15 protein-coding genes are annotated in these 23,119 nt (G+C 39.3%); 6 read left to right on the forward strand and 9 right to left on the reverse strand.

Annotation, left to right across the window (positions count from 1 at the left end; all coding sequences use genetic code 11):
* The first annotated feature begins 966 nt into the window (after nucleotides 1-966).
* From AUR67_RS09975 to AUR67_RS10000, 6 genes are all read left to right on the forward strand, one after another.
* The gene (locus tag AUR67_RS09975) at nucleotides 967-1,662 is read left to right on the forward strand and encodes a transglutaminase-like cysteine peptidase (RefSeq protein WP_058585162.1); all 696 of its coding nucleotides are present in this window, start codon (nucleotides 967-969) and stop codon (nucleotides 1,660-1,662) included.
* Complete coding sequence (locus tag AUR67_RS09980; RefSeq protein ID WP_058585163.1) at nucleotides 1,646-3,664, forward strand: EAL domain-containing protein; 2,019 nt, start codon at nucleotides 1,646-1,648, stop codon at nucleotides 3,662-3,664. Before AUR67_RS09975 ends, AUR67_RS09980 begins: the two co-directional genes overlap by 17 nt.
* A gap of 13 nt (nucleotides 3,665-3,677) precedes the next feature.
* The gene (locus AUR67_RS09985; RefSeq protein WP_058585164.1) at nucleotides 3,678-4,190 is read left to right on the forward strand and encodes a hypothetical protein; all 513 of its coding nucleotides are present in this window, start codon (nucleotides 3,678-3,680) and stop codon (nucleotides 4,188-4,190) included.
* Nucleotides 4,191-4,285: 95 nt separating this feature from the next.
* Complete coding sequence (locus AUR67_RS09990) at nucleotides 4,286-5,605, forward strand: O-antigen ligase family protein (RefSeq protein WP_058585165.1); 1,320 nt, start codon at nucleotides 4,286-4,288, stop codon at nucleotides 5,603-5,605.
* A 159-nt stretch (nucleotides 5,606-5,764) separates the two neighbouring features.
* Nucleotides 5,765-7,951, forward strand: a complete 2,187-nt coding sequence (locus tag AUR67_RS09995; RefSeq protein WP_058585166.1) for an OsmC domain/YcaO domain-containing protein — start codon at nucleotides 5,765-5,767, stop codon at nucleotides 7,949-7,951.
* A gap of 182 nt (nucleotides 7,952-8,133) precedes the next feature.
* Nucleotides 8,134-8,853, forward strand: coding sequence for a hypothetical protein (locus AUR67_RS10000; protein ID WP_058585167.1), 720 nt, complete (start codon nucleotides 8,134-8,136; stop codon nucleotides 8,851-8,853).
* A gap of 8 nt (nucleotides 8,854-8,861) precedes the next feature.
* Here the strand turns inward: AUR67_RS10000 and AUR67_RS10005 are convergent, their stop codons facing one another.
* The 9 genes from AUR67_RS10005 to AUR67_RS10045 form a co-directional block, all read right to left on the reverse strand.
* Complete coding sequence (locus AUR67_RS10005; RefSeq protein WP_058585297.1) at nucleotides 8,862-9,248, reverse strand: hypothetical protein; 387 nt, start codon at nucleotides 9,246-9,248, stop codon at nucleotides 8,862-8,864.
* A gap of 74 nt (nucleotides 9,249-9,322) precedes the next feature.
* The gene (locus tag AUR67_RS10010; protein WP_058585168.1) at nucleotides 9,323-9,727 is read right to left on the reverse strand and encodes a hypothetical protein; all 405 of its coding nucleotides are present in this window, start codon (nucleotides 9,725-9,727) and stop codon (nucleotides 9,323-9,325) included.
* A gap of 198 nt (nucleotides 9,728-9,925) precedes the next feature.
* On the reverse strand, nucleotides 9,926-10,819 hold the full coding sequence (locus AUR67_RS10015) for a sialate O-acetylesterase (protein ID WP_058585169.1): 894 nt from the start codon (nucleotides 10,817-10,819) through the stop codon (nucleotides 9,926-9,928).
* A gap of 60 nt (nucleotides 10,820-10,879) precedes the next feature.
* Nucleotides 10,880-13,279 (reverse strand): glucan 1,4-alpha-glucosidase, encoded by a 2,400-nt coding sequence (locus AUR67_RS10020; protein WP_058585170.1) that lies wholly within the window; start codon nucleotides 13,277-13,279, stop codon nucleotides 10,880-10,882.
* Nucleotides 13,280-13,291: 12 nt separating this feature from the next.
* Nucleotides 13,292-14,776 carry an MFS transporter gene (locus AUR67_RS10025; protein WP_058585171.1) on the reverse strand — a complete coding sequence of 495 codons (1,485 nt, stop codon included), beginning with the start codon at nucleotides 14,774-14,776 and terminating at the stop codon, nucleotides 13,292-13,294.
* Entirely contained in the window at nucleotides 14,769-16,643 is a 1,875-nt protein-coding gene (locus AUR67_RS10030) for an alpha-amylase family glycosyl hydrolase (protein ID WP_414858335.1), read from the reverse strand. The genes AUR67_RS10025 and AUR67_RS10030 overlap by 8 nt, the downstream gene beginning before the upstream one ends.
* 94 nt (nucleotides 16,644-16,737) lie before the next feature.
* Nucleotides 16,738-18,588, reverse strand: a complete 1,851-nt coding sequence (locus AUR67_RS10035) for a glycoside hydrolase family 13 protein (protein ID WP_058585173.1) — start codon at nucleotides 18,586-18,588, stop codon at nucleotides 16,738-16,740.
* 2 nt (nucleotides 18,589-18,590) lie between these two features.
* A complete protein-coding gene (locus AUR67_RS10040) occupies nucleotides 18,591-20,087 on the reverse strand; it encodes a tryptophan halogenase family protein (protein ID WP_058585174.1) in 1,497 nt (498 codons plus the stop codon).
* 104 nt (nucleotides 20,088-20,191) lie between these two features.
* Complete coding sequence (locus AUR67_RS10045; protein WP_058585175.1) at nucleotides 20,192-22,999, reverse strand: TonB-dependent receptor; 2,808 nt, start codon at nucleotides 22,997-22,999, stop codon at nucleotides 20,192-20,194.
* Between the last annotated feature and the right edge of the window lie 120 nt (nucleotides 23,000-23,119).

The following is a 23,119-nucleotide window of genomic DNA, read 5'->3' on the forward strand; positions in this document are numbered from 1 at the left end:
AATTTAGAAAAGTAGCTCTTTAAGAGATACTCAGTAATTAGGAACGAGAAAATGAGATGCATGAAGAAACCATACACAGGAAAAACGATTACTCTGTACCCACAAAACCCTAATGAACATATTCCATGTAAGTAATTAGTGATATTTATGTAGAGTGATTTTGGGTATGAGAAATCAAACATGGGAGACTTTGAAGAATTATGAGAGTTTGTAACACAAGCTACTTTTAATTGTGAAGTCAATGTACAAACATTTGAAAAACAATAGCAAATTGCAATTGAAAAAGCCGAGAGTTTTAACGTCCTTGAAGAAATCACACTAAAGTCCTTATTGTTAACGCCTGATTACATTTATTAACACTTTACATAAGACTATTACACTAAATTTAACTCGTCAACATTAAAATTAGCAAAAAAGTATTAGAACCTTTTTTGGGTAAACCATTGAATTCCTATAACCCTCTAAAGTTATTAAAATATGCAGTTAAAATTGGTTCACCATCCCTGTTTTAGCTTGTTTCAATGATAAAGAATCCGCAAACTATAAACGCGACCCCCATTGAATGTCCTTAACTTTTGTAGTGACATTTATGCATCAGCGCCAGCTCTAAAAGCCTATAGGCTAGAAATTCACATAATTAAAGTAATTAGTTGTTTGATACAATCTATAATATAGAGGATCCCTATTATATATTTTACAAGTAACTTTATCGCTAGGAAGCCTGTAAATCAGGAAAGCTATAGCTTTATTACCTTTAGTTTTATCTTGATTTAAAGTTATTATTAATACTGCTATCGACAATACCACCACCTCTACCTCCAACGTAAACACACCCTCAATATTGCTTCTTTTTTACTAAGATTAACTGGGAAAAATCAACTTTTGTGTTGCAGTATTGTTAATGCCGTCTAAAATTAACCATATTAGTAATACAATTACCTAAATATTTAGTTTAAAGGGACACTTGTGCGCAAATGGCTTTGCTTCTTTCTTTTATTTTCAATTATTGCAAGTGCGCAAAATATACTTTCTTCCCTAAAAAGCAGTGAAATCTTAGCTAAAGCCCGTTTAAGTTATGGTGAGTCAGGGCATTCTAGAATCAAACAATGGCTAGATTTCATAGATGCGACAGAAAACAAAAATGAATGGCAGAAAATCAACCTTGTTAATGATTTTTTTAACGAAAAGGTTATTTATCGTACCGATGAATTGCTATGGAATAAAAAGGATTATTGGGCGAGCCCGATTGAAACTTTAGGTGTTGGTATGGGTGATTGTGAAGACTACGTAATAGCTAAGTACTTTACATTGGTAGCCCTAGGTGTACCTGAAGACAAAATTAGACTTATGTATGTTAGGCAGCAAACGGTTAATCAGCCTCACATGGTATTAATCTATCTTGAACGCTCTAACGAACCACCTATGGTTTTAGACAATTTTGAAACTAGACTACTTCCTGCAAATGCAAGAAGAGATTTGACGCCTATTTATAGCTTCAACGCTAAGGGGTTATGGCTTGCCAAAGCAAAAGGCTTGGGGAACAAAATCAAAGATAGTAATGGTGTTTCAGCATGGGACACAATGTTAGAAAGAATTGAACAAGGTGAGCTTGCTCTACCTGCACAAAATAAAGGAACTATCAGCTATGCTCAAACATTTTAAGCAAGGTATAAGTTTAAAACTGCAAATTTACAGCCTTATTGTATTTATTTGTATGCTTTCCTTTTCGGTAAAAGTGTATACAGATATTGATAGCACAACTGACTATTTAGAATCGCAAATGGCTAGTCATGCGCAAGACACCGCAACTAGCTTAGGGCTTTCAATTTCTTCATTTTTAGAGCCAAGTAATATAACTATCGCACAAACAATGGCCTCAGCTATCTTTGATTCAGGATATTACAGCTCAATTCGTTTTATAGATGGCGATGGTAGTATTTTGATAAACCTTAACAACCCTAGGTATGTAGATTCGGTTCCGAATTGGTTTATCAATTTTATAAAGCTGAAAGCGCCAACAATGGTTTCTGAGGTTTCATCAGGTTGGGTCATCGCAGGAAATCTTGAGGTCACTAGCCACGTAGGTCAGTCTTACATGACTTTATGGGAGCACACAAAAAAAACGCTGTTAAGTGCATTTATAATTTTATTAGTTTCGATGATATTTGCATATTTAATATTGCAAACTGTGTTCAGGCCTTTGAAAGATGTTGAACAACAAGCAAACCTAGTTACAAAAAAGCAGTTCACGCTTAATCACAATTTGCCAGTTGCCAGAGAGTTAAGAATTGTAACGAATGCTTTAAATAAGATGGTGAGCAACCTACATAAAACCTTTGAAACACTCACCAATCAATCTGAAAATTTAACTAAACAGGTGTATCTAGATTCACTTACGGAATTAGGTAATAGAAAGTCATTTGAGAATCACTATAAGTCAGTTGTTGATTTTTTAAGTGATGATGAACACATATCAATTATGATGGTTCAGTTACCATCTCTCGATAGCATTAATAAGTCTTTAACTTATCTTGATGGTGATAATTATGTTTTAAGCATCGCTAACATTTTGAAAAAAAGCGTAAAAGAATTAAATAAGAGTAAGGCTTTTAGATTAAATGGTGGAACATTCATATTTTTCGCACAACATGAGCTCTCATTCTTCAAAAGCCAGTACCATAAAATTTCAAAAGAAATACAGCAAAAAGAAAATTTAAAGCTTCACGTGAACGGTATTGCAAACATTTCAATCGCTTCAATTTCAAAAGGTGTCTCTGTTACCTCTGCGTTATCGTTATTAGATACAAATTGCACTATTGGTGAATTGGAAATTTCTATTCATGATAAATCAGAAACGTCTCTGAGCGTTTCACAATGGCGTCAACTAATAAATGACATTATAAAATCAGCTGAGATTAACTATTCCATTCAACCTGTTAAGAAGTCGAAAACTATAAATAAGCAATGTTACTTTGAAGTATTTTCTCACTTTATACATCAAAATAACAAAGTAAATAACAGCCATTTATTTTCAATGGCTGATAACCTAAACCTTACAGAAAGCCTAGACAAAGTAATTATTGAAAACTTTATTCCTTTGAAAGAGCAATTTCCGAACGATCTCTTTGCCCTCAATATCAGTAAATCTAGCTTATACTCAAAAAGCTTTATCAATTGGCTTGTAGTGTTATCTCAGCAAACCCCTATTCTTCAACAAAATCTAATTTTTGAAGTCAATGAGTTTGATCTTTTACATGATGTAGATGAAGCAAAATTACACATAGAAGTTTTAAAAGATCTTGGAATTAATGTTTGTATTGAACATTTTGGTACTAGCCTAACTTCATTTAAGTATCTACAAGGCTTGAATATCAGCTATGTAAAACTTGATGGTAGCTATATGCAAAACTTAACAGACGATTCGCAATCGCAGTTTTTTGTCCAAACCGTTAATAATATCTGTCATGGTTTTGGTATTAAAGTTCTAGCTTGTTTAATTGAAAATTCCCAGACTTTAGAACTAGTTGAAGATCTTGGTTGCGATGGTGTTCAAGGAAACTGGATCGCGAAGCCTAGTAAAGTAGAGAAAAAGAAGTATAAAAGTAGTAAATGTATGTTTACTTTTTGTACAGAAACGCTAAAATTTAGTAACTATAACATTTAGAAATGGACGCCTCATGAAACTATTACTAGCAAGCCTTTTGGCAACAGTTACATCTTTCCCTATTTACGCACAAACCGACAGTGGCTCAGGAAGTACAGCTATTTCGCAACTAGCTAGTATCGTTTCATCAGCTGATGAAAACACAAGCCAAGAGCAGTTAAACAGTGATTTATTAGCTGCCATAAAAGCTATTTGTGAAGATTGCACAGCAACACAAGTTGATGCAATGATTACAGAGGTGGTTAACGCTGTAGGTGCCGACAGCCCCTTAGTCTCAACCTTTTTAACTTCACTATCAAACGCAGGTGTTGACCCTGACACTATCACGCTTTCAGCAATTACTGCAGGTGTTGATGCAACAGTAGCTTCTAACGCAACTGCCGCGGGTCCAGTTCAAGGTAATAACTCACCAACTAACCAGCAACAAGCTCCAGATGTTATATTTACAGCACCAGCAACAACTCCTACACCACAAGGTGCTGGTGGTAATGGTGGTGATGCTGGTATATCTGAAGTCGGTGGTTAAAACTTATCCATTCACACGTAGTACTAGTACACCCTACGTGTGAAGTACTTTTAATGCTATTAACTTATATTCCTACCGTGTAGTTTGGATTTCAATTGAGCCGAATCATCTTTGCGCTTTTATGTGTAACTGTTTTTTTGTTGCCCCTTCCCCTCGGTAGTTATAGACCGTGGGCTATTTTATCTATCGGTTTGCTTGTAAATTTTACCTTTTTAGTACATCTATTTAATGGTCTAAAAAACAATTCGAATATTTACCCACCAAAATATAGTTACTTTCTGCTAGCAACTTTGTTGTTTGTAATATTTATACTTTTATATCAAAAACTTACTGTAAGCATTGATCCATTTCAAACTACCCAAATGTTACTTAAGACCCAGGTTCTTTTAGTATTCTCCTGGTTATTATTCATATACTGCAATAATGCAAACAGGATAAGAACATTACTGTTAGTTATTGTATCGGCAGGTGTTTTTCAATCTTTATATGCTAGCTATTTAAATTTTACCCCTGATATATCAAGCCCGATTTTTGGATATGCCCATACTGAGCGTGCTATTGGCACTTTTACTTATTCAAACTTTCTAGCGAATTATTTAGGCCTTTGCTTAGCCTTAGGGATTGGGCTATTAGTTAGTGAATTAAAAAGAAGCTCTGCTGACACAAAGCTTACTTTAAAAAAAATATTACGTGGGTTTTCTGAGACTATGCTAAGTCAAAAGGTAATTTTGAGACTGTCATTGATCATAATTATCGTCGGACTGATATTGACAAGAAGTAGAATGGGCAATTCTGCCTTTTTTATAGCGTTAATAATTGTAAGTGCTTTGGCACTTATTTTTTATAAGAAAAAACCACGTTCTTTCAAGATATTAATTGTGAGTTTTTTTATTTTAGATCTAATCATAATTGGGGCAATCTTTGATGTAGAAAAAGTTAAACAACGCCTAAGTGAGACAAGCCTCCAATCAGAAACAAGAGACGAAGTTGTGAGGGATTCAATACCACTCATACTTGAAAAACCTTTTTTTGGTAGTGGCGGTGGTACCTTCTATACTGCTTTTCCACGTTTTCAATCGGAACCCTATTCTGGTTATTACGATAATGCCCACAATGATTACATTCAATTTACTGTTGAATTAGGTCTTATTGGAACTATCCCCTTAGCCATATTAGTTATTTATTGCTTGTTACTTTGCTTTAAAACCATGAAGAATCGAAAAACAGCGCTTTACCAAGGCATTGCTTTTGGGTGCGCTATAGCAATAACAATGATGTTGTTGCATTCATCGGTTGATTACTCATTGCAGGCAGGTGCAAACTCAATGTATTTCATCCTGATACTATGCTTATCAATAATAACTAATAAGCTGCCAAGAAACGAGCACACGTTTAAGCCTAGACACAATTACTAGCAATAACTTAAAAAGCCAAGTTTAAAGTTATGATAACTAAATCGAGATTATTTTTACTTTACCCAAGACTAATAAGCTAAAAAAGCCGATAATACCACTCAATTTGTTACACACTTAATTTGTCACCTATTAAGTACGCTCGTAAAAGGTAATTTTTTAATGGAAATTAAAGTTAATTTTCTCGACAACCTCAGGCTTGAAGCCAAGTTTGATGATTTCTCTGTCATTGCAGACCAACCTATTCGCTATAAGGGTGATGGCACTGCACCAAGTCCATTCGATTACTTCTTAGCATCTTCTGCATTGTGTGCGGCTTACTTTATTAAAGTGTATTGTAATTCACGCGATATCCCGACAGATGGTATTCGTGTTGCACAAAACAATATCGTTGATCCAGAAGACCGCTATAACCAAATTTTTCAAATTCAGGTTGAGTTACCAGAAAGCCTTTCTGAGAAAGACCGCACGGGTATTTTACGTTCTGTTGAGCGTTGTACAGTAAAACGTGTTATTCAAACTGGCCCAGAATTTAAAATCGATACTGTTGAAAGCATCGAAGCAGACGCGCAAGCAATGTTGATGGCAAAACCAGGTGATGACAGTAATACCTTTATTTTAGGTAAAGACTTACCGCTTGAAGAAACCATCGCAAATATGACGGCCATCCTTGAAGAGTTAGGGATGAAAATCGAAATCTCTTCTTGGCGTAATATTGTGCCAAATGTATGGTCACTTCATATTCGTGATGCAGCCTCACCAATGTGTTTTACCAATGGTAAAGGTGCAACGAAAGAAAGCGCGCTATGCTCAGCTTTGGGCGAGTTTATTGAGCGCTTAAACTGTAACTTCTTCTATAACGATCAGTTCTTAGGCGAAGACATTGCCAATAGCGAGTTTGTTCATTACCCAAATGAAAAGTGGTTTGCTCTGACTGATGATGACTCTCTACCAGAGGGCATATTAGATGATTATACCCGTGAAATTTATAATCCAGATGGTGAGCTATGTGGCTCACACTTAATCGATACTAACTCTGGTAATAAAGAACGTGGTATTTGCTCTATTCCTTATGTTCGCCAGTCAGACGGTGAAACGGTTTACTTCCCTTCAAACCTAATTGAAAACTTATTCTTAAGTAATGGTATGAGTGCTGGTAACAACTTTGCCGAAGCAAAAGTACAGTGTTTATCTGAAATTTTTGAGCGTGCAGTTAAGCGCCAAATCATTGAGCAAGAAATTGTTTTACCAGACGTACCTCAAGAGGTTTTAAACAAGTACCCAGGTATTGTTGCGGGTATTAATGGTCTTGAAGAACAAGGTTTCCCTGTTGTAGTAAAAGATGCCTCGCTAGGTGGTCAGTTCCCAGTGATGTGCGTAACACTCATGAACCCTAAAACAGGCGGTGTATTTGCTTCTTTTGGTGCGCACCCAAGCTTTGAAGTTGCTTTAGAGCGCAGCTTAACTGAGTTATTACAAGGCAGAAGCTTCGAAGGCTTAAACGATGTGCCTAAGCCAACGTTCAATAGTATGGCAGTTTCTGAACCGGAAAACTTTGTAGAGCACTTCATTGATTCAACGGGCGTGATCTCATGGCGCTTCTTCAGCGCTAAGCACGATTATGATTTTGTTGAATGGGATTTCTCAGGTAGCAATGAAGAAGAAACAGCGAGCTTATTCGGTATTTTAGAAAGCTTAGGTAAAGAAGCTTACATTGCTGAGTTCTCAGATCTTGGTACTGCATGCCGCATTTTAGTGCCTGATTACTCAGAAGTGTATCCTGTGGAAGACTTGATTTGGGACAATACCAATAAAGCACTTAACTTCCGTGAAGATATCTTGAACCTGCATCGTTTATCAGAAGATCAACTTGCTGATTTAGTTGAGCGCTTAGAAGAAAGTGAACTAGATAACTACATAGATATCATAACCTTAATCGGTATTGAGTTTGATGAAAACACAGTATGGGGTCAGTTAACGATTCTTGAGCTGAAGCTACTTATTTACTTAGCACTTGGTGATTTAGAAGCAGCAATGGAGCTTGTTGAAGCATTCTTGCAGTATAACGACAATACCATTGTTGAACGCGGCTTATTCTACCAAGCAATGCATGCAACGTTGGAAGTCGCACTCAGCGATGACCTAGAGATTGAAGATTACATTCACAGCTTCACCCGTATGTTTGGTCAAGAAACAATGGATGCAGTCGTTGGCTCAATCAACGGCGATGTAATGTTCTATGGTTTAACAGAAACCAGCATGAAACTTGAGGGCTTAGATAGACACCTTCGTTTAATCGAAAGCTACAAAAAGCTACACACTGCTCGCGCTAGAAAAGCAGGATTATAATCAGGTAAATCGAGCTGTAAGCAACCAACTTACAGCTCCACCCCTTTGTTTATTAAGGAAATTAATTAATACCTCAATAAAACACTTAGATTTTTATGTATTTGCACTGTAAGCCCCCTACCTTGTCCAGTTCTGTTTAAACTGATAAATTTCGCTTAAGTTTCACCCTATCGATTTATTAAATGGACTTAAAAGGCTTCATTACAGCCCCTCTTATCCTGCTTGTACTGTTTTGCTCTCACCCTTGTTTTGCAAAAATAACAATTGGTGTATCAAGCGAAAATGGCGAATCATTAAAGTACTCACGAAAACACTTTCACGGTGAATTAAAATCAGCTTATAGCTGTGTGATCAATCACCTAGATACCGATTACGATGTTATCACTGTACCGCAAGCACGGCTTATCAAAATGTTGCAAAACAATGAAGTTGATATTGCCATGCCACTTTTATTGTTACCACAGAGAGATCTATTTGCGACTCGCTCAGCGACAATTTATCAAGTTGGATATGAGCTGATAAGCCACAGTACTAACCCAGATTTGAGTATCGAGAATTTACGCAGACAGGCAAACTTGAATGGTATCGTCTATAAACGCGGAACTGGGGCACGTACCTTAATGCTTAAATATTTAGGCATTGATAAAAATGAATCGATAAGCCATGAACATCAAGTTAGTACATGGCAACAAGCTGTTGATTTTGTGGCTAAGAACAGAGCTGGTATAACAGCCCTTCCTGCTGTGATTGCAAAAGATATTGAGCCTCACCACTTTAATGGCATTACACGCATTAAAATGCCCGACCATCAATTAGGGCTTTATATGTCATCACATTTTGCCAAAAGCGCTGGAGCAACTGCTATCAACGATGCATCAAAAACCTGTAAAGAAGTTAGATAAACGATAGATTATTTAGTTTTAAGCTCGGCTAAACGGCTTTCAACTTGTGAACGCTCTTGCTCTGTTAGTTCACCATAAAGCTTAGGGTATGGCCAGCCATAACCCCAGCGAAAGCTAGTAGGTAAAAAAGGTGTCCCACCCACTCTGACACCTGCAAGCATCAATACTGCAATTTCTCGCTCACCTACTTGTGCAACACACGCTTTTAAATCTATATCTGCTTGCTCACGTTGCTTGAAAGTACCACCTTGCCAATATGCAAGATCATGGGCTGTACAGCACGCCAACCATAAGTTTTTATGTTCTATTGTTCCATCAGGAAAAGAGCTGCAACCATCTGTAGTGAAGGGTTTAAGTTCAGCACAACTGGTAATAGAAGCATGAAAAAGTAACATCAAACCTAGGATAGCGTTAGGATAATTCGCCACAGTCCAGACCTTAAGTAACGAGATGGAAATAGTAAAAGTTTTTAATATTCAACTTGGTACGCAAACCCTTCACAACTCAGCGCTTTTTGGCAATCAGTAGCTGCATAAGCACTGATATAACACTGCCCAAATACAATCGCGTTGCCCCCCCTTTGCTGTACTTTACTTTTAAGAGTGTCTTGGAGTTGACTTCTAGAACCATTAATATCATCAAACGGACCCGCTTGTGGTAAATGCATATCACTTTCTAATTGGCAATAATAGCTCGAAACCTGGCCAAGAAATGTTGCTCTGTGGCTCACTAATTGGCGTTCTGTAAATACTTCAACATTGTGACCTCGGACTGAAGTTTCAACATCACCAAGCACATACTCACCCACGTTTGTATTTATTGCACAAGAACACAATAAACCAACACCCAACAAAGTAGATAAAGACTTGAACATATTTGCACCTTCCCTGAATTAATTGTTCAGCTACAAATTACACCAAATAGTAATGGCTTTTGTTTACTGAATTAAAGATAAGCTATCTTAACGTACCCATATAAGGAAAGAACAATTAAATTGTAAAAAAGTGCAAAACAAAAAACCGCCGAGGTTAATTCGGCGGTTTAATTATTTAAGTAGTTATTTAAAAGAAGCTTACTTAGCTAATGTTTCGGCTGCTTTTTCTGCAAAAAGGTTACCTAGTTTTATATAGTAATTACTTTTATAGTGCCATTTATCTTCAATGAATTCGACAGGCTCATCAAAGGCAACTAAATGAGCATTAGCATTTGATTTAACGTACTTTTTCTGAGCATCCCATACACTCTCAATATGTGGCATCACTCTAGTTTGAGGTGTTTTACCAGAGTCTTCTATTCTGCCAAGGATGATTGGTAACTCCTTATCACCAAATGCCATTTTCATATCATTCATAAGGCTTGTTAAATTTGCTAAATAAACCTTAGATGCTTGCTCATGATAGGCATCGGCCTCGCCTTGCATCCAAATGATCCCTGCTGGTACTAAAGTATCTGCTTCACCATCACCATCTATATCATTATTAGCTAACGCAGATCTTACTGTAGTTTGAAAGTTATCCCATTGGTTGATCTTGGTGTTGTCAGCATAGTTCTGCCCCCACGTACCAAAGCCAGATGCCCCAAGCGCAATAGATGAGCCTCCACGCGCATATTTAATAATGGCTATTTTCTTATCAGTGAGCTCAGATAAACGTTTACCAAAACTCAATTCAGGACCAAATCTGTCAGATAAAATAATTGAATGTTCTGTCGATCTTGCGCCTGTACCAAAGCCCGGCATTAAATTAGTCCAAACACCTTTACCACCATTTAATGCATCATCAGCAACAGGGTTACCAAAAAAGAGTAAGGTATTTTCAACTGGTTTTTTATACTGCGCAGGTAAATCTTTATTAAAGCCAAATCCTTCCATATTTGATTGGCCACCCATAAAGTAAAGCAAGTAATCATCCGCTTTACTTTGCGTACTTACTGCTAATAGAGCACATAAAGCTAGTTTTTTTAACATTATTTTTCCTTTTGCTAAAAGCAACATGCCCAATAAATATTGGGCATGTTAATAAAGTTTTTACTTCAATGCGTCTTCAACAACTGGGTAATGGTCCCATACATGTTTATCGCTCACTGAACGGAGTAACTTAATGTATTCAGCGTGAGTCCAAGCCAGTGGTGTGGCTGAGTTTGTCCCCTCACCTAGCTGATAGCCTGCTTTGTTATTGCCTACGCCATCCCAAACTTGTTCAGGTAACATCATGCCTTCATTGGCAAATGCTTCCATACCTTTTACATAGGTGTCTTTAATCGCTTGTTGCTTCATCGCATCAAGGCTATTAGTTGCGTTTGCAGCAGCGATTTCATAGTGACCGCGTTCACCTGTGAAAAACGGCCATACACGACCACGTTGACCAGGGGTGTTGTTACCACCTTCGGCATAGTTATTACCTGTCACTTCATCTTCACCGTAACCATCGTTACCATAGCGACGGTAACCAGGGAATGAACCTGAGCCATCAGCAAAATTAAAGGTGTAACGCACTTGCAGGTTATCAACTAAGGTTTCGTCATCGTATTCTGGTAATGTTTTTACAATGCTTGGTGCAAGTGCATCACGAACACCATAACGTACAAGCTCTAAGAAACCACCATCAAGGATTTGCTTTTTATCAAAGCCTTCACGCCCGTTATTAGCATTAAGTGTGGTTGATGAGTTTGGATCTTTGTCTTGACCTATACGAATGAAATATTCACCATCGCTGTTTTCAGACTTAAGGTTACCTTGAGTCGTAAACATGGTGCTTTCAATTTCACTGTTGTAAGTTTTAGCCGTTGCTAGGTAACGCTCTGCATTTTTAGTGTCACCTGCTTTTTTAGCAATATCAGCAGCTGTCACAAGGCCTGCAACAACCGCAGCCGTAGTTGATGGTGAAAAACCATTTTGTTCTTCCCAACGCTCTTGTTGCGTTGCTGGCGGTGTAATTTGTGTGTCGTTCCAAAGAATTTTCGCAAGACCACCATCAACCAAGAAATCAGCAGCTGGCTTTAACATTTTGCCATACCAATCTGTCAGCTCTTGATCGCTAAGTACGCCAGCTTGATGTAGTTTCCACGCTAACATAATTGGCATTGCTGTTTGGTCAAGCTGAACACCTACCCACTCAAGCTCACCATCAACATGAGTCTTTTGTAAGAACCAACCCGTGTCACCACCATTGCCTGGTGTGTTATCTGTTACTTGTACTTTTTCTAAATATTCAAACGCCGTTTTAGCAGTACGTGTATCACCCATGGCCATAAATGCCATCGCCACTTGATAGAAATCACGTACCCAAACCGCTTTATAACCGGTAGAACCTGTTTTAGCTGGTACTGTTTCACCCCAAGGGTTAGAAAGTGACGCAATTAAAGCACCGGCATGAGTTTTATCTTCTTGCGCTTTTAACACCATGGCGCTGGTATAAAGCAACTTACCATTATCTGCGGTGCTGTTAGTTAATGTGCTCAAAGGTTCAAGGCTCGTTAAGTAGTCTTGCCAACCAATTGCAGCACCCTCACCGTTATATGCAGCAAGTACTTTTTGGTAGCCTTGGTTTAAACTTGCTTGACCTTCTTTTAAGCTTGCAGCTTCAGAATTACCAAAACTTAAAGCTAAATCAAAGGTGGTGTTTTTTGATACTTCACCAAGCTCTGCAAGTAAGCTTACATTACCCGACTTATCACCAGTACTTTGGTAAGTCGTTGATAGTGATTGCGATGCTTTTAACTCTTTTAAGCCATCACTTACACCCGTAAAACCAACGCTTGCTTGCTTAAATGGTTGAGCGGCTTGTAAAGATAAAAAGTTATCATCTTGCCAAGCAACTAGTCCCTTGTCCGTCACTTTTGCAAAATCGTCTAAACCGTTGTTATCAATGTAAGGATTCACATTAACGTAGGCTTTTACACCTTCAAGATCGGTATTAAATACGCTACGAACAAACAATGTTTGGCCGTTTGGATCTGTAAAGATGTGTTTTTCTAAAGTGAAACGACCTTGTTTATCTTTACTTACTACTTTGTAAGCAAGCGATAATGGGCGACCCGCGTCGTCTTTGTATAAATAATCAATGCTTACATCGAGATCATCGTTTTCTGTAACGGTAAAGTCTTTACCAACTACAACAAATTGCATATCTTTGATTTGTGCTTGGTGAATTAAACCAAACATGGTTTCGGTGATCATGCCTTTCGCGATTGAAAACCAAACTTTTGATACTTTGCCAGTAGCAGCTGCATCGCTATAGTGGCCGTCTTGGTATTTCTCGTAAGAGGTACCAATACCTGTTTTACCAGAGTATGCCCAAAAAGGCTCAACACCCGGTGCACCTGGCGCAGACACCTGCTCAACTGCTGTATTAGCTGATTGTTCTGAACTACAAGCTGTTAAACCTAACGCTAACAAGCTTGCTGTAATGAGATTAAATTTTTTCATGGTGTGTCCTTATTATTGTTGCTTAACGCGCAGTACAGCGACCGCTGCTAGTACGAATGACACTGCACCTAGCACTAACGCATAAATCGGTTGATTATCAAAAAAGTGACGTAAAATTAGGCCTAATACGCTTGCCGCTAAAAGCTGCGGAATAACAATAAAGAAGTTAAAGATACCCATGTACACACCCATTTTTTTACTTGGTACTGAGGTACTTAACATTGCGTACGGTAAAGATAGAATTGACGCCCAAGCAAACCCTACTCCAATCATTGGCCAGATCAGTAAACTTGGATCTTTGATAATAATGAAGCTGACCAGACCCAATGCACCTACCACTAGGTTGATAGCGTGAGCCATTTTTAGCCCTACTTTTTTAACGATAACCGGAATACACAGTGCTGCAATGGCAGCAAAACCATTGTAAGCGGCAAATAATACACCTACCCAATCTGCACCGTTATTGTAGGCAAGAGAGCTTGTATCACTGCTGCCGTAGTGGAAGCTAGTTACTGCCGATGTGGTGTAAATCCACATTGCAAACAATGAGAACCAGCTAAAAAATTGTACCCAAGCCAATTGTTTCATTGTTTCTGGCATAGTGAACACATCATTCACAACTTGATAAAAGCCACCACTGGTTGCGTTTTTAGCTTTTAAGGCACCGGCGATAAATTGAATAACACCAAAGCTAATCAAACCACCAGCAAGTAAATAAAGCTCTTTTTCAAGCGATAGACCCGTAACAATACCAAGTACTACTAGACCAAGAACCGTAAAGATTGCAGCGCCTTTGTTAAAGTTTACATCGCTTTGAACATCGCCCGAGTCATCGCTTTGCTCTTGTTCGTGAAAGCTTTCAAGTTGTTCTGGTGAATACTCTTTAGTAGTGAAGACGGTCCAAAATACAGCAATAATTAAAACTACTGCACCAAAGTAAAACGAGAATTTTACAGAATCTGGGATTTGCCCAGCAGGTGCTGTATTAGCAATATCGAACCAGTTAGTCATCATCCAAGGTAATGCAGACGCGACAACCGCACCAACACCAATGAAGAAGCTTTGCATTGCATAACCAGTTGCACGTTGCTTTTTAGGCAGGTTATCACTGACAAGAGCACGGAATGGCTCCATAGTTACGTTAATTGACGCATCCATGATCCATAACATACCCGCCGCAATCCACAGGCTTGGTGAGTTAGGCATAATGAATAACGATAACGTTGTTAAAATAGCCCCATAGAAAAAGAACGGACGACGACGACCTAACTTATTCCATGTTTTATCACTCCAATAACCGATGATCGGCTGAACAATAAGGCCTGTTAATGGTGCTGCAACCCAAAGAATTGGAATATCATCAACATTGGCACCTAAGGTTTGAAAAATACGGCTTACATTACCGTTTTGTAATGCAAAGCCAAATTGGATTCCAAGGAATCCAAAACACATATTCCATATTTGCCAAAAGCTTAGCGTTGGTTTGTTATTATTCATAGTCAGCCTTTAAGGTAAATACTGCACTGCTTAAGCCGTTCAGTTGTAATTGAATTGGCGCCTTAGTAGATGCCTCAGGAATCACAATGTCGGCATGATTTTCTAGGTTATCAGTAAACGTTAAACCACTGTGGTTAAGCTTAGGTAACAACGCTTGGTTAAGAGTAAGCTCAACATTTTGTGGGTTTTCTGAAAAGTTACTTACTACAAGCACTAGTTGTTGACCAAGCTTGCGCGTAAAAGCAATAACTTGCTCTGAGCCTGTCAATTCAAGCGCTTGCATGTCACCACCAACAATGGCAGGCAGTGTATTTAACGACATTAACTTGCTGTAGTAAGCACGAAGATCAGCTTGCTGCTTTGAAAGCGCACCGCCATCGAATTTACCATTATTCATCCATGCTTGATGCGCAGGTACACCCATATAATCGAAAATGCTGGTACGCGTTGGGTCGCCAAAACCACCGTCCTCAGAGCCATCTTCACCGACAGCTTGACCAAAATAAAGTAAGGTTGGCGAGCGCGACATCAATGTAGATACCACCATCGCTGGCTTACCTTTTTCACTACTACCAGCGAAATCTGGGCTAGCAATACGTTGCTCATCATGGTTTTCTAAAAAGTGCAGCATATGCTCTTCAATATCCGCCACTTGGCTTTGGATATCGAAAATAGTATCCGCTGATTGCTTGCCTTGCATCACAGCTTTAACCGTGTCGTAAAAACCGACTTTGTCGTAAAGGTAATCCATCTTACCTTGTTGGATATATGGGCGGTAAAGCGTTGGGTTATATACCTCCGCCAAAATAAAGGCATCGCTTTTTTGCATCTTGATTGATGAATTTAAAAAGCTCCAAAACTCAACAGGCACCATCTCGGCCATATCATAACGGAAACCATCAACACCTTTATCTAACCAATAAAGCGCGATATCGCGGAATTTATACCAGCTATTTGGTAAGTCTTTATCTTGCCAAAAGGCGTAGTGCGCACGGTAATCTTTATCAGCGTAATCATCCGGTAGTGTTGGGAAGTCGTAGCTACCATCTGGTTTCACACCGTAATTGATTTTAACTGTTTCGTACCAATCATTAATGTCAGGTTTAGCGGCACGGGCCCCATTACCCGTCCATTTTGCTGGGGTTTCGGCAAACTGATTATCAGCAAGAGGATGCGGGTTACCACCTAACACTTGGTAGCTATCGCTGGTAGGCACTTGAAATGACTGCCCTGTTACATAGTAAAAGTTATTATCGCGAGCATAGGTTTTCGTCGTGTCATCTTCAGCACCAAAATCTTTTACGCCTTCAGGCTTGGCGACCGACTCGTAATTACGCGCTACGTGGTTTGGCACAATATCAATAACAACTTTCATACCGTGCTCATGAGTACGATTGATTAGCTCTACAAACTCTTCTAAGCGGCGCTCAGGGTTTATTGCTAAATCAGGATTAACATCGTAATAGTCTTTCACTGCATAAGGTGAGCCTGCACGGCCTTTTACAACATCAGGGTCATCTTGTGACAAACCGTATTCGGTATAGTCAGTTACTAAAGCATGACGCGGTACACCAGTGTACCAAACATGTGTTGTACCTAGCTCTTTAATGCCTTGTAATGCTGCATCATTAAAGTCAGCGAATTTACCTACCCCATTTTCTTCTAATGTGCCCCACGGTTTATTTGTGGTGTTAGTGTTACCAAATAATCGAGTGAATACTTGGTATACCACAGGCTTAGAGATAGCTGCTTGGCTAGATTCTGATTGCTGCTGTTGCGTGTTCTGCTGTACTGGCGCATCGTTACCACAGGCAGTTAAACCTAAAACCGAAGCCACTACTAACGCAGTTAGTTTGTATGTTGTCATCATTACTTCATTTTTCTGTAAATATCAGTTCATACTAATGTTAAGGGCTGCATACGGACAGTAAATGCATACGTATTCAGCCTATTAGTTGCAATTATTCAAGCTCGATTAAGCGTGCTTGCATAGCTTTTAAGCGGATTGGCGCTGCAAGATCAACGCGTTTTTCACTGATTAAATCGCGTCCTTTATTATTTCCTTTCAGCACTTCTTGCATGTAGCTTAAATCCCAATCAATGGCTTGTTGGTTTTTGTTAAGAACAACCAATACAGTTTGGTCATTGTGCTCTCTCACATAGCTGTAAACGCCTTGCTTTGGTGAAAAATGCATTAAACGACCTTCGCTTAACGCTGGTTTTTCTTGGCGCAGCTTAAGCAGTTTTTTCATGCTAGCTAACATCTCTTGCTGATCAGCTGAAAGCCCCTTACCTGTGAAGGCATTCGCTTTTTGAACTCTAAACCCACCAGGGAAGTCAATACGAATATCACCGTGGTCATTGCTTGGCGTGTTATCGAGCAGCAGCTCAGTGCCGTAATAAATTTGTGGAATACCACGAGTTGTTAACAGCAGCGTCATGGCTAATTTAGTTTTTGCTAGGTCTTGACCCAGTTCAGTATAAACACGGCTCATGTCATGATTATCTGCAAACACTAAAATGTTATCTGTATCAGCATACAAAAAGTCATTCGCGAGCGATTGATATACTTTTACCCAACCTGTATTCCAGCTTTCTCCTTCGTTAAGTGCTTGGATCAGTGCTTCTTGTAATGAAAAGTCCATCACACTTGGTAAGTCAGAGGTATAACCATCTTGGTTGACTTTGCCGCGCTGCCAATAAGATGCAATAGCCGGGTTGGTTGTCCACTCTTCGCCAACAATATTAAAGTTTGGATACTCGCTCATAATCGCTTTAGTCCAATCGGCTAAAAATGCTTTATCTGAGTATGAATAGGTGTCTACACGAATGCCGCTTAAGTTGGCGTATTCAATCCACCAAATGGCATTTTGAATCAAATACGTTGATAGTAACGGCTGGCGCTGATTTAGATCAGGCATAGACTCAACAAACCAACCATCGTTAAATTGACGTTTGTCGTATTGGCTTGCGTGAGGGTCTTGGATTGTTTGTCTGGCGTGACTGGTTGCATTTTTACCGTTTTCAAACTTGCCATCAAAGTTAACCCAATCAGCAGTAGGCATATCAGCCATCCACTGATGTGATGAACCAAAGTGGTTAAGTACCATGTCCATCACTAAGCCGATACCATGCTCTTTCGCTTCTGCAGATAAGGTTTTATATAGCGCATTACTACCCATGCGCGGATCAACTTTGTAAAAGTCAGTAATGGCATAACCATGATAAGAATAACTTGGCATGTCATTTTCAAGCACCGGTGTTAACCAAAGTTGAGTCACGCCTAAGTCCTCAAGATAATCAAGGCTATTAATAACACCTTGAATATCACCGCCATGACGGCCACCTTTAAAACTTGGGTTTGCAGGCTCCTGCATACCTGCAACGGTGTCATTGTTTGGGTCACCATTTACAAAGCGATCAGGATTGATTAAATAAAGCGTATCTTTATTTGTAAAGCCATGACGATTGGCACTTTGCTTATCACGGGTATTTAATGGGTAAGTAAATTCTGTGCCATCTTTAGCTTTAAAAGTCAGTGTTCCCGCCTTTGCATTGTCACTGATATTTAAATCTAAAAATGCGTAGTTAGGATTATTCGTTGTTGTCACCCCTTTAAACTCAACACCTTTATAGGGCATCATTTGCCACGTTTTGTTAGCAATATTGTTATCGTAAAGCATGACTTGTAACGAGTCATTTTGCATGCCCACCCACCAGTTTTCTGGTGACGCAGTAATAGCAAAACTTGCTGTTGAGTTAAAAAGTGTAAAGGCGGTCGTTAGCGCTAAAAATGATTGTGTTTTTTTCATAGTTAATTTTGTACTTTTTCTAAGAATTGACTGTGGGTCGGCAGCTGCTCGACAGTGCTATTAATCAAGGTTTTTAAATTACTAAATAGCTCATTTAATTGCTCGTCTGATAACGCATCAGTTAATGGATGGTGATCCTCTGCAATTAGCCCTTGCCCTATCATCACTTGCTGCCACGCAACTTCGGCAAATAGCTCATCGTCTTCTCTTACGAGTTTGCCACTGGATTTAAATAGCTCAATTTTCTTTTTAAGACTGCTTGGAATATCCATGCCTTTACAAAAACGCCAAAACGCACTGTCATCACGCTCCGTAATCTTGTAATGAAGAATAATAAAGTCACGAATTCGCTCAAATTCTGTTTTACTTTGTAGATTAAATTCATCCACAAGGCTTTGTTTAATACCTTGATGAGGAAAAAACTTAATTAAACGAATGGCTGCACTTTGAATTAAATGAATACTGGTCGATTCTAATGGCTCTAAAAATCCGCTTGATAAGCCAACCGATACCACATTTTTATGCCACTGCTTTAAACGGCGGCCTGTTTTAAACTTAATAACGCGGGGCTCTGTCAGTGGTTTAGCAGGTAGGTTTTCTAAGAGCTGTTGCTTTGCCGCTTCATCTGATAAGAAACGAGAAGAATACACAAGGCCGTTGCCTACACGATGCTGTAATGGAATTTGCCACTGCCAACCCGAGTCTCTTGCAATTGAACGTGTATAAGGAATTGCATCAGAAGCTGATTCACTTTGCACCGCAATCGCACTATCACATGGTAACCAATGTGACCAATCTTCAAAGCCGGTATTAAGAGTTTGTTCTATTAATAAAGCACGTAAACCGGTGCAATCTATAAATAAGTCGCCGTCTATTTTCTCGCCACTTTTAAGTAGTAAAGAGCGAACATACCCGCTTTCATGGCATTGGTTAACCGATTCAATTTTGCCTTCAATGCGTTTTACGCCTCGTGATTGCGCTAATTCCTTTAAGAATTCGCCATATCGAGTGGCATCAAAATGGTAGGCATAATGTAAGCCCGCCAACTGAGTGTTAGGAATGTGCTTAAGGTGAGCAAATTTATGAGCTTTTGCAGCTTGATAATTAAGTGAAAAATCCCAAAAATCAGGCGCATTATTAGCTTGATTTGCTTTTAGCCAAAAATGATAAAACTCACAAAACGGAAAATCTTTACCTATCTCACCAAAGGCATGCATATAGCTGTGGCCTTGGCTGCGCCAATTTTCAAACTCAATACCAAGCTTAATCGTGGCACCAGTAGCCTTAATAAATTCTTTTTCAGAAATGCCTAACGCACCATTTAGATGCAAAATAGGTGGGATGCTTGCTTCGCCTACACCAACAGTGCCAATTTCTGCTGACTCTACCAACGTGATATCGAGCACTTTGCCCAGCACTTTATTAAGTAATGCAGCGGTTATCCACCCTGCAGTACCACCACCGGCAATCACGACCTTGGTTATTTTTTTTGTTTCCATAGTACACCTAACGCCAATTTCAATTCATTGAGTGTAGCTCACTGATATAAAAAAGCCCTTGTAAAACAAATCACAAGGGCAATTTCTATCGCTGTTTTAGCTAATTACAGCTTGTAGCTGAAGCCTAACAGGAATGTACGACCGTAGTCTTGGTAGTCACGTACTTGAAGTGAATTATCACCTGATAAAGTTGTGAACGGCTCTTCTGTGATGTTCTGTACTTGGAAAGTGACAGATAAACCGTCAAGGCTCTCTACACCGCCTTCACTAAAGTCATAACCAATTTGAGCATCCCAAATTGTTTCGCCTTCGATATCAACCTGAGTTGCAGCGAGGCCTAGCCCGTTAACATTACCTTTAAAGTCGCTACGTTTACGCATGCTAGTACGCGCTTGGAAACCGTTACGCTCAAAGTAAACTGTTAAGCTATCAATTTGTTCTGATAAACCTGGTAGCTCAAACTCATTACCATTTTGGTCTGTAATATCCTGCTCAACACCTGTGTGACTCGCGATTAAGCCAAAACCTTCCAGTGACTCACTAAAGATAGAGAATGGTAATGCAAGTGATAGCTCATAGCCCCATAGATCACCACCACCGCCATTGACTTTACCAGAGCCCGTGCCTGTTGAAGTTTCAGGGATTTCACCAGTAGACGGGTCAGCTACACCGCTCATGTCGATTTCATAAGTTCCGTCAAAGATCCATTGCTTAATGTCTTTATAGAAAAATGCAGCAGCGAAGTAACCTTCTTCATGGAAGTAGTTTTCGTAGCTCAAATCAAAACCTACTGCTTCTTTTGGTTCAAGCGTAGGATTACCACCTGATACACTCCAGTAGTTACCATTCTCATCTGGAACTTGCCCATAACTAGCACTTAATGAAGCATTCATTTCATCTAAGCGAGCTCGTGAAATCGTTTTAGCTGCACCAAAACGTACTGTTTGTTCTTCATCAATGGCAAACGATAAGTTCAGGCTAGGTAAGAAGTGGCTATAATCGTGGCTGATGTCTGTTGGTGATACGACAACCACGCCTGTAGCGCCACTCGACGCAAATCCTTGAGATGACTGTTCTGTTTTTACATAACGCACACCAACGTTACCTGTTACAGGGATAGAGCCCAGCTCTGCATTAATGTCAGCTTGAGCGAAAAACGCTGTTACTTCCTCTTGAACTGTCCAAGACTGTGTCTTGTGTTTTTCATCATTTAAACTTTCTTGGAAAAGGTCGTAGTAGCCATCTTTAATCAGCGCGTTAGTGTCATAGGCGATCATATCACCCATACCAATGAAATCTAGGCTAGCTGTTCCTAAACGATATTGCTCAGGTACAACCATCATTCCAGGATTATCAAGTGAGAAACCAGCCAGTGTCATAAAGTAACCTTCAGAAAATTTAGTTTTCTCACGGTCACGATAAGACATACCAAATGACACACGGCTAATATATTCATTATCAAGTACTTTGCTTGCAGCAAGTTTCAATGTGCTTAATTCATCATTAATTTCAGGTGCATTAATAAAACCGTCTTGTGCTTGGTCTTTGTAGCCAGAAATATCATCTCCAATTTCATTTACTAAACCATACTTTAAATTAAGCGGTTTACTTGCACCCCAAGATAATGGGCCGCCAAGCTGGATTAAGTCGTAATCGCTGTAATCAAGTTCATGTGAAAATTTTGCACCTGTATTACCGCCGTCAAGTTCATAGCCTAGATTATCTGCAACACCTCTATCGTTACCACGACCTGTGCCAGAATAACTTTCAACACTCCATAATTTACGTTCAACTTCAGAACGACTTGCGTCAAATTCAACTGACCAATCATCGCTAATGTCGTATTTTGCATTAAAACCAAATTGAGTTAAATCTGCATCACGCTCTTGGTAATCATTACGAACAACAACACGTTGACCTTCTGTTACTGCGCTTGTGATAAAACCAGAATCAGCGTCAACAACAGCTGAACTTGGGTCAATTGAACCTTGCCCCCATGCAAATGGTATTTCAATACCACGTAAGATTTGTTTATCTGTAAAATCGATATACAGCGCATCAAACGTCATATTTAAACGATCGTTTGGCGATGCCTCAACAACTAGCATTGCTGAGTCACGATCCAAAGTCGATGAACGAACATACGGTTTTGCACCACCAAGAATTGAGTATGTATTGCCGTCATCAGCCGTAAATTCAGGGTAACCCCATGCATTCCAACGTTTTTCTTGGTTTGGAGAGCTCATCGTGTTGTAAGCGAATGCAACACCGATGGTGTCATCAGCAAACTGATCAATGTACGAGAACGTACCGCGGAAACCTTTATCGTCACCGTCTGGGTTTAGTTTATCAAAACCTGTTTGCTCATATTGGCCATTGAACATGATAACTTGTTCACCTTTACTTAAAGGCTTAATTGTTTGCATGTCGATAACGCCCGCGATACCTTCTGCTTCAATGGTAGCACTTGGTGTTTTATATACCGTTACGCCACTCATAATTTCTGATGGGTAAAGGTCAAATTCAACGCCACGGTTGTCGCCGATTGAAACTTGCTCACGACCGTTGAATGTTGTTGCACTCTCGTCCTCACTGAAACCACGAACGCTTACACGGCTAGCTCGACCGTCTAGACGTTGTGCTGTTAAACCAGGAAGGCGTGCGATTGATTCTGCGATTGATGAATCAGGTAATTTACCGATATCTTCTGCTGAGATTGACTCAACAACTTCAGGAGTGAAGCGTTTAGTATTAATAGATTCTACAACACTGCCACGAAAACCTTTTACTTCGATAACTTCAACGTTATCGTTTTTTGCTTTTTGGTCTTCTTCTGCAGCATACGCTACAAAGCTATTTAAACCTGCGGCTGTTAAAGCCAGAGTTAATATACTTGGTTTGAACATAGACATGATGTTTTCCCATTACCCAAATTGTAATGCCAACGTGTTGCAGTTATTCATTAACATAATAGCTGTAATTCGCTGACTGATTTTGTTGTCGAATTGAATATTAACGCTCTGATTATTTTC

Origin of the sequence: Pseudoalteromonas sp. XI10, assembly GCF_001469895.1 — a bacterium.
GTDB lineage: Bacteria > Pseudomonadota > Gammaproteobacteria > Enterobacterales > Alteromonadaceae > Pseudoalteromonas.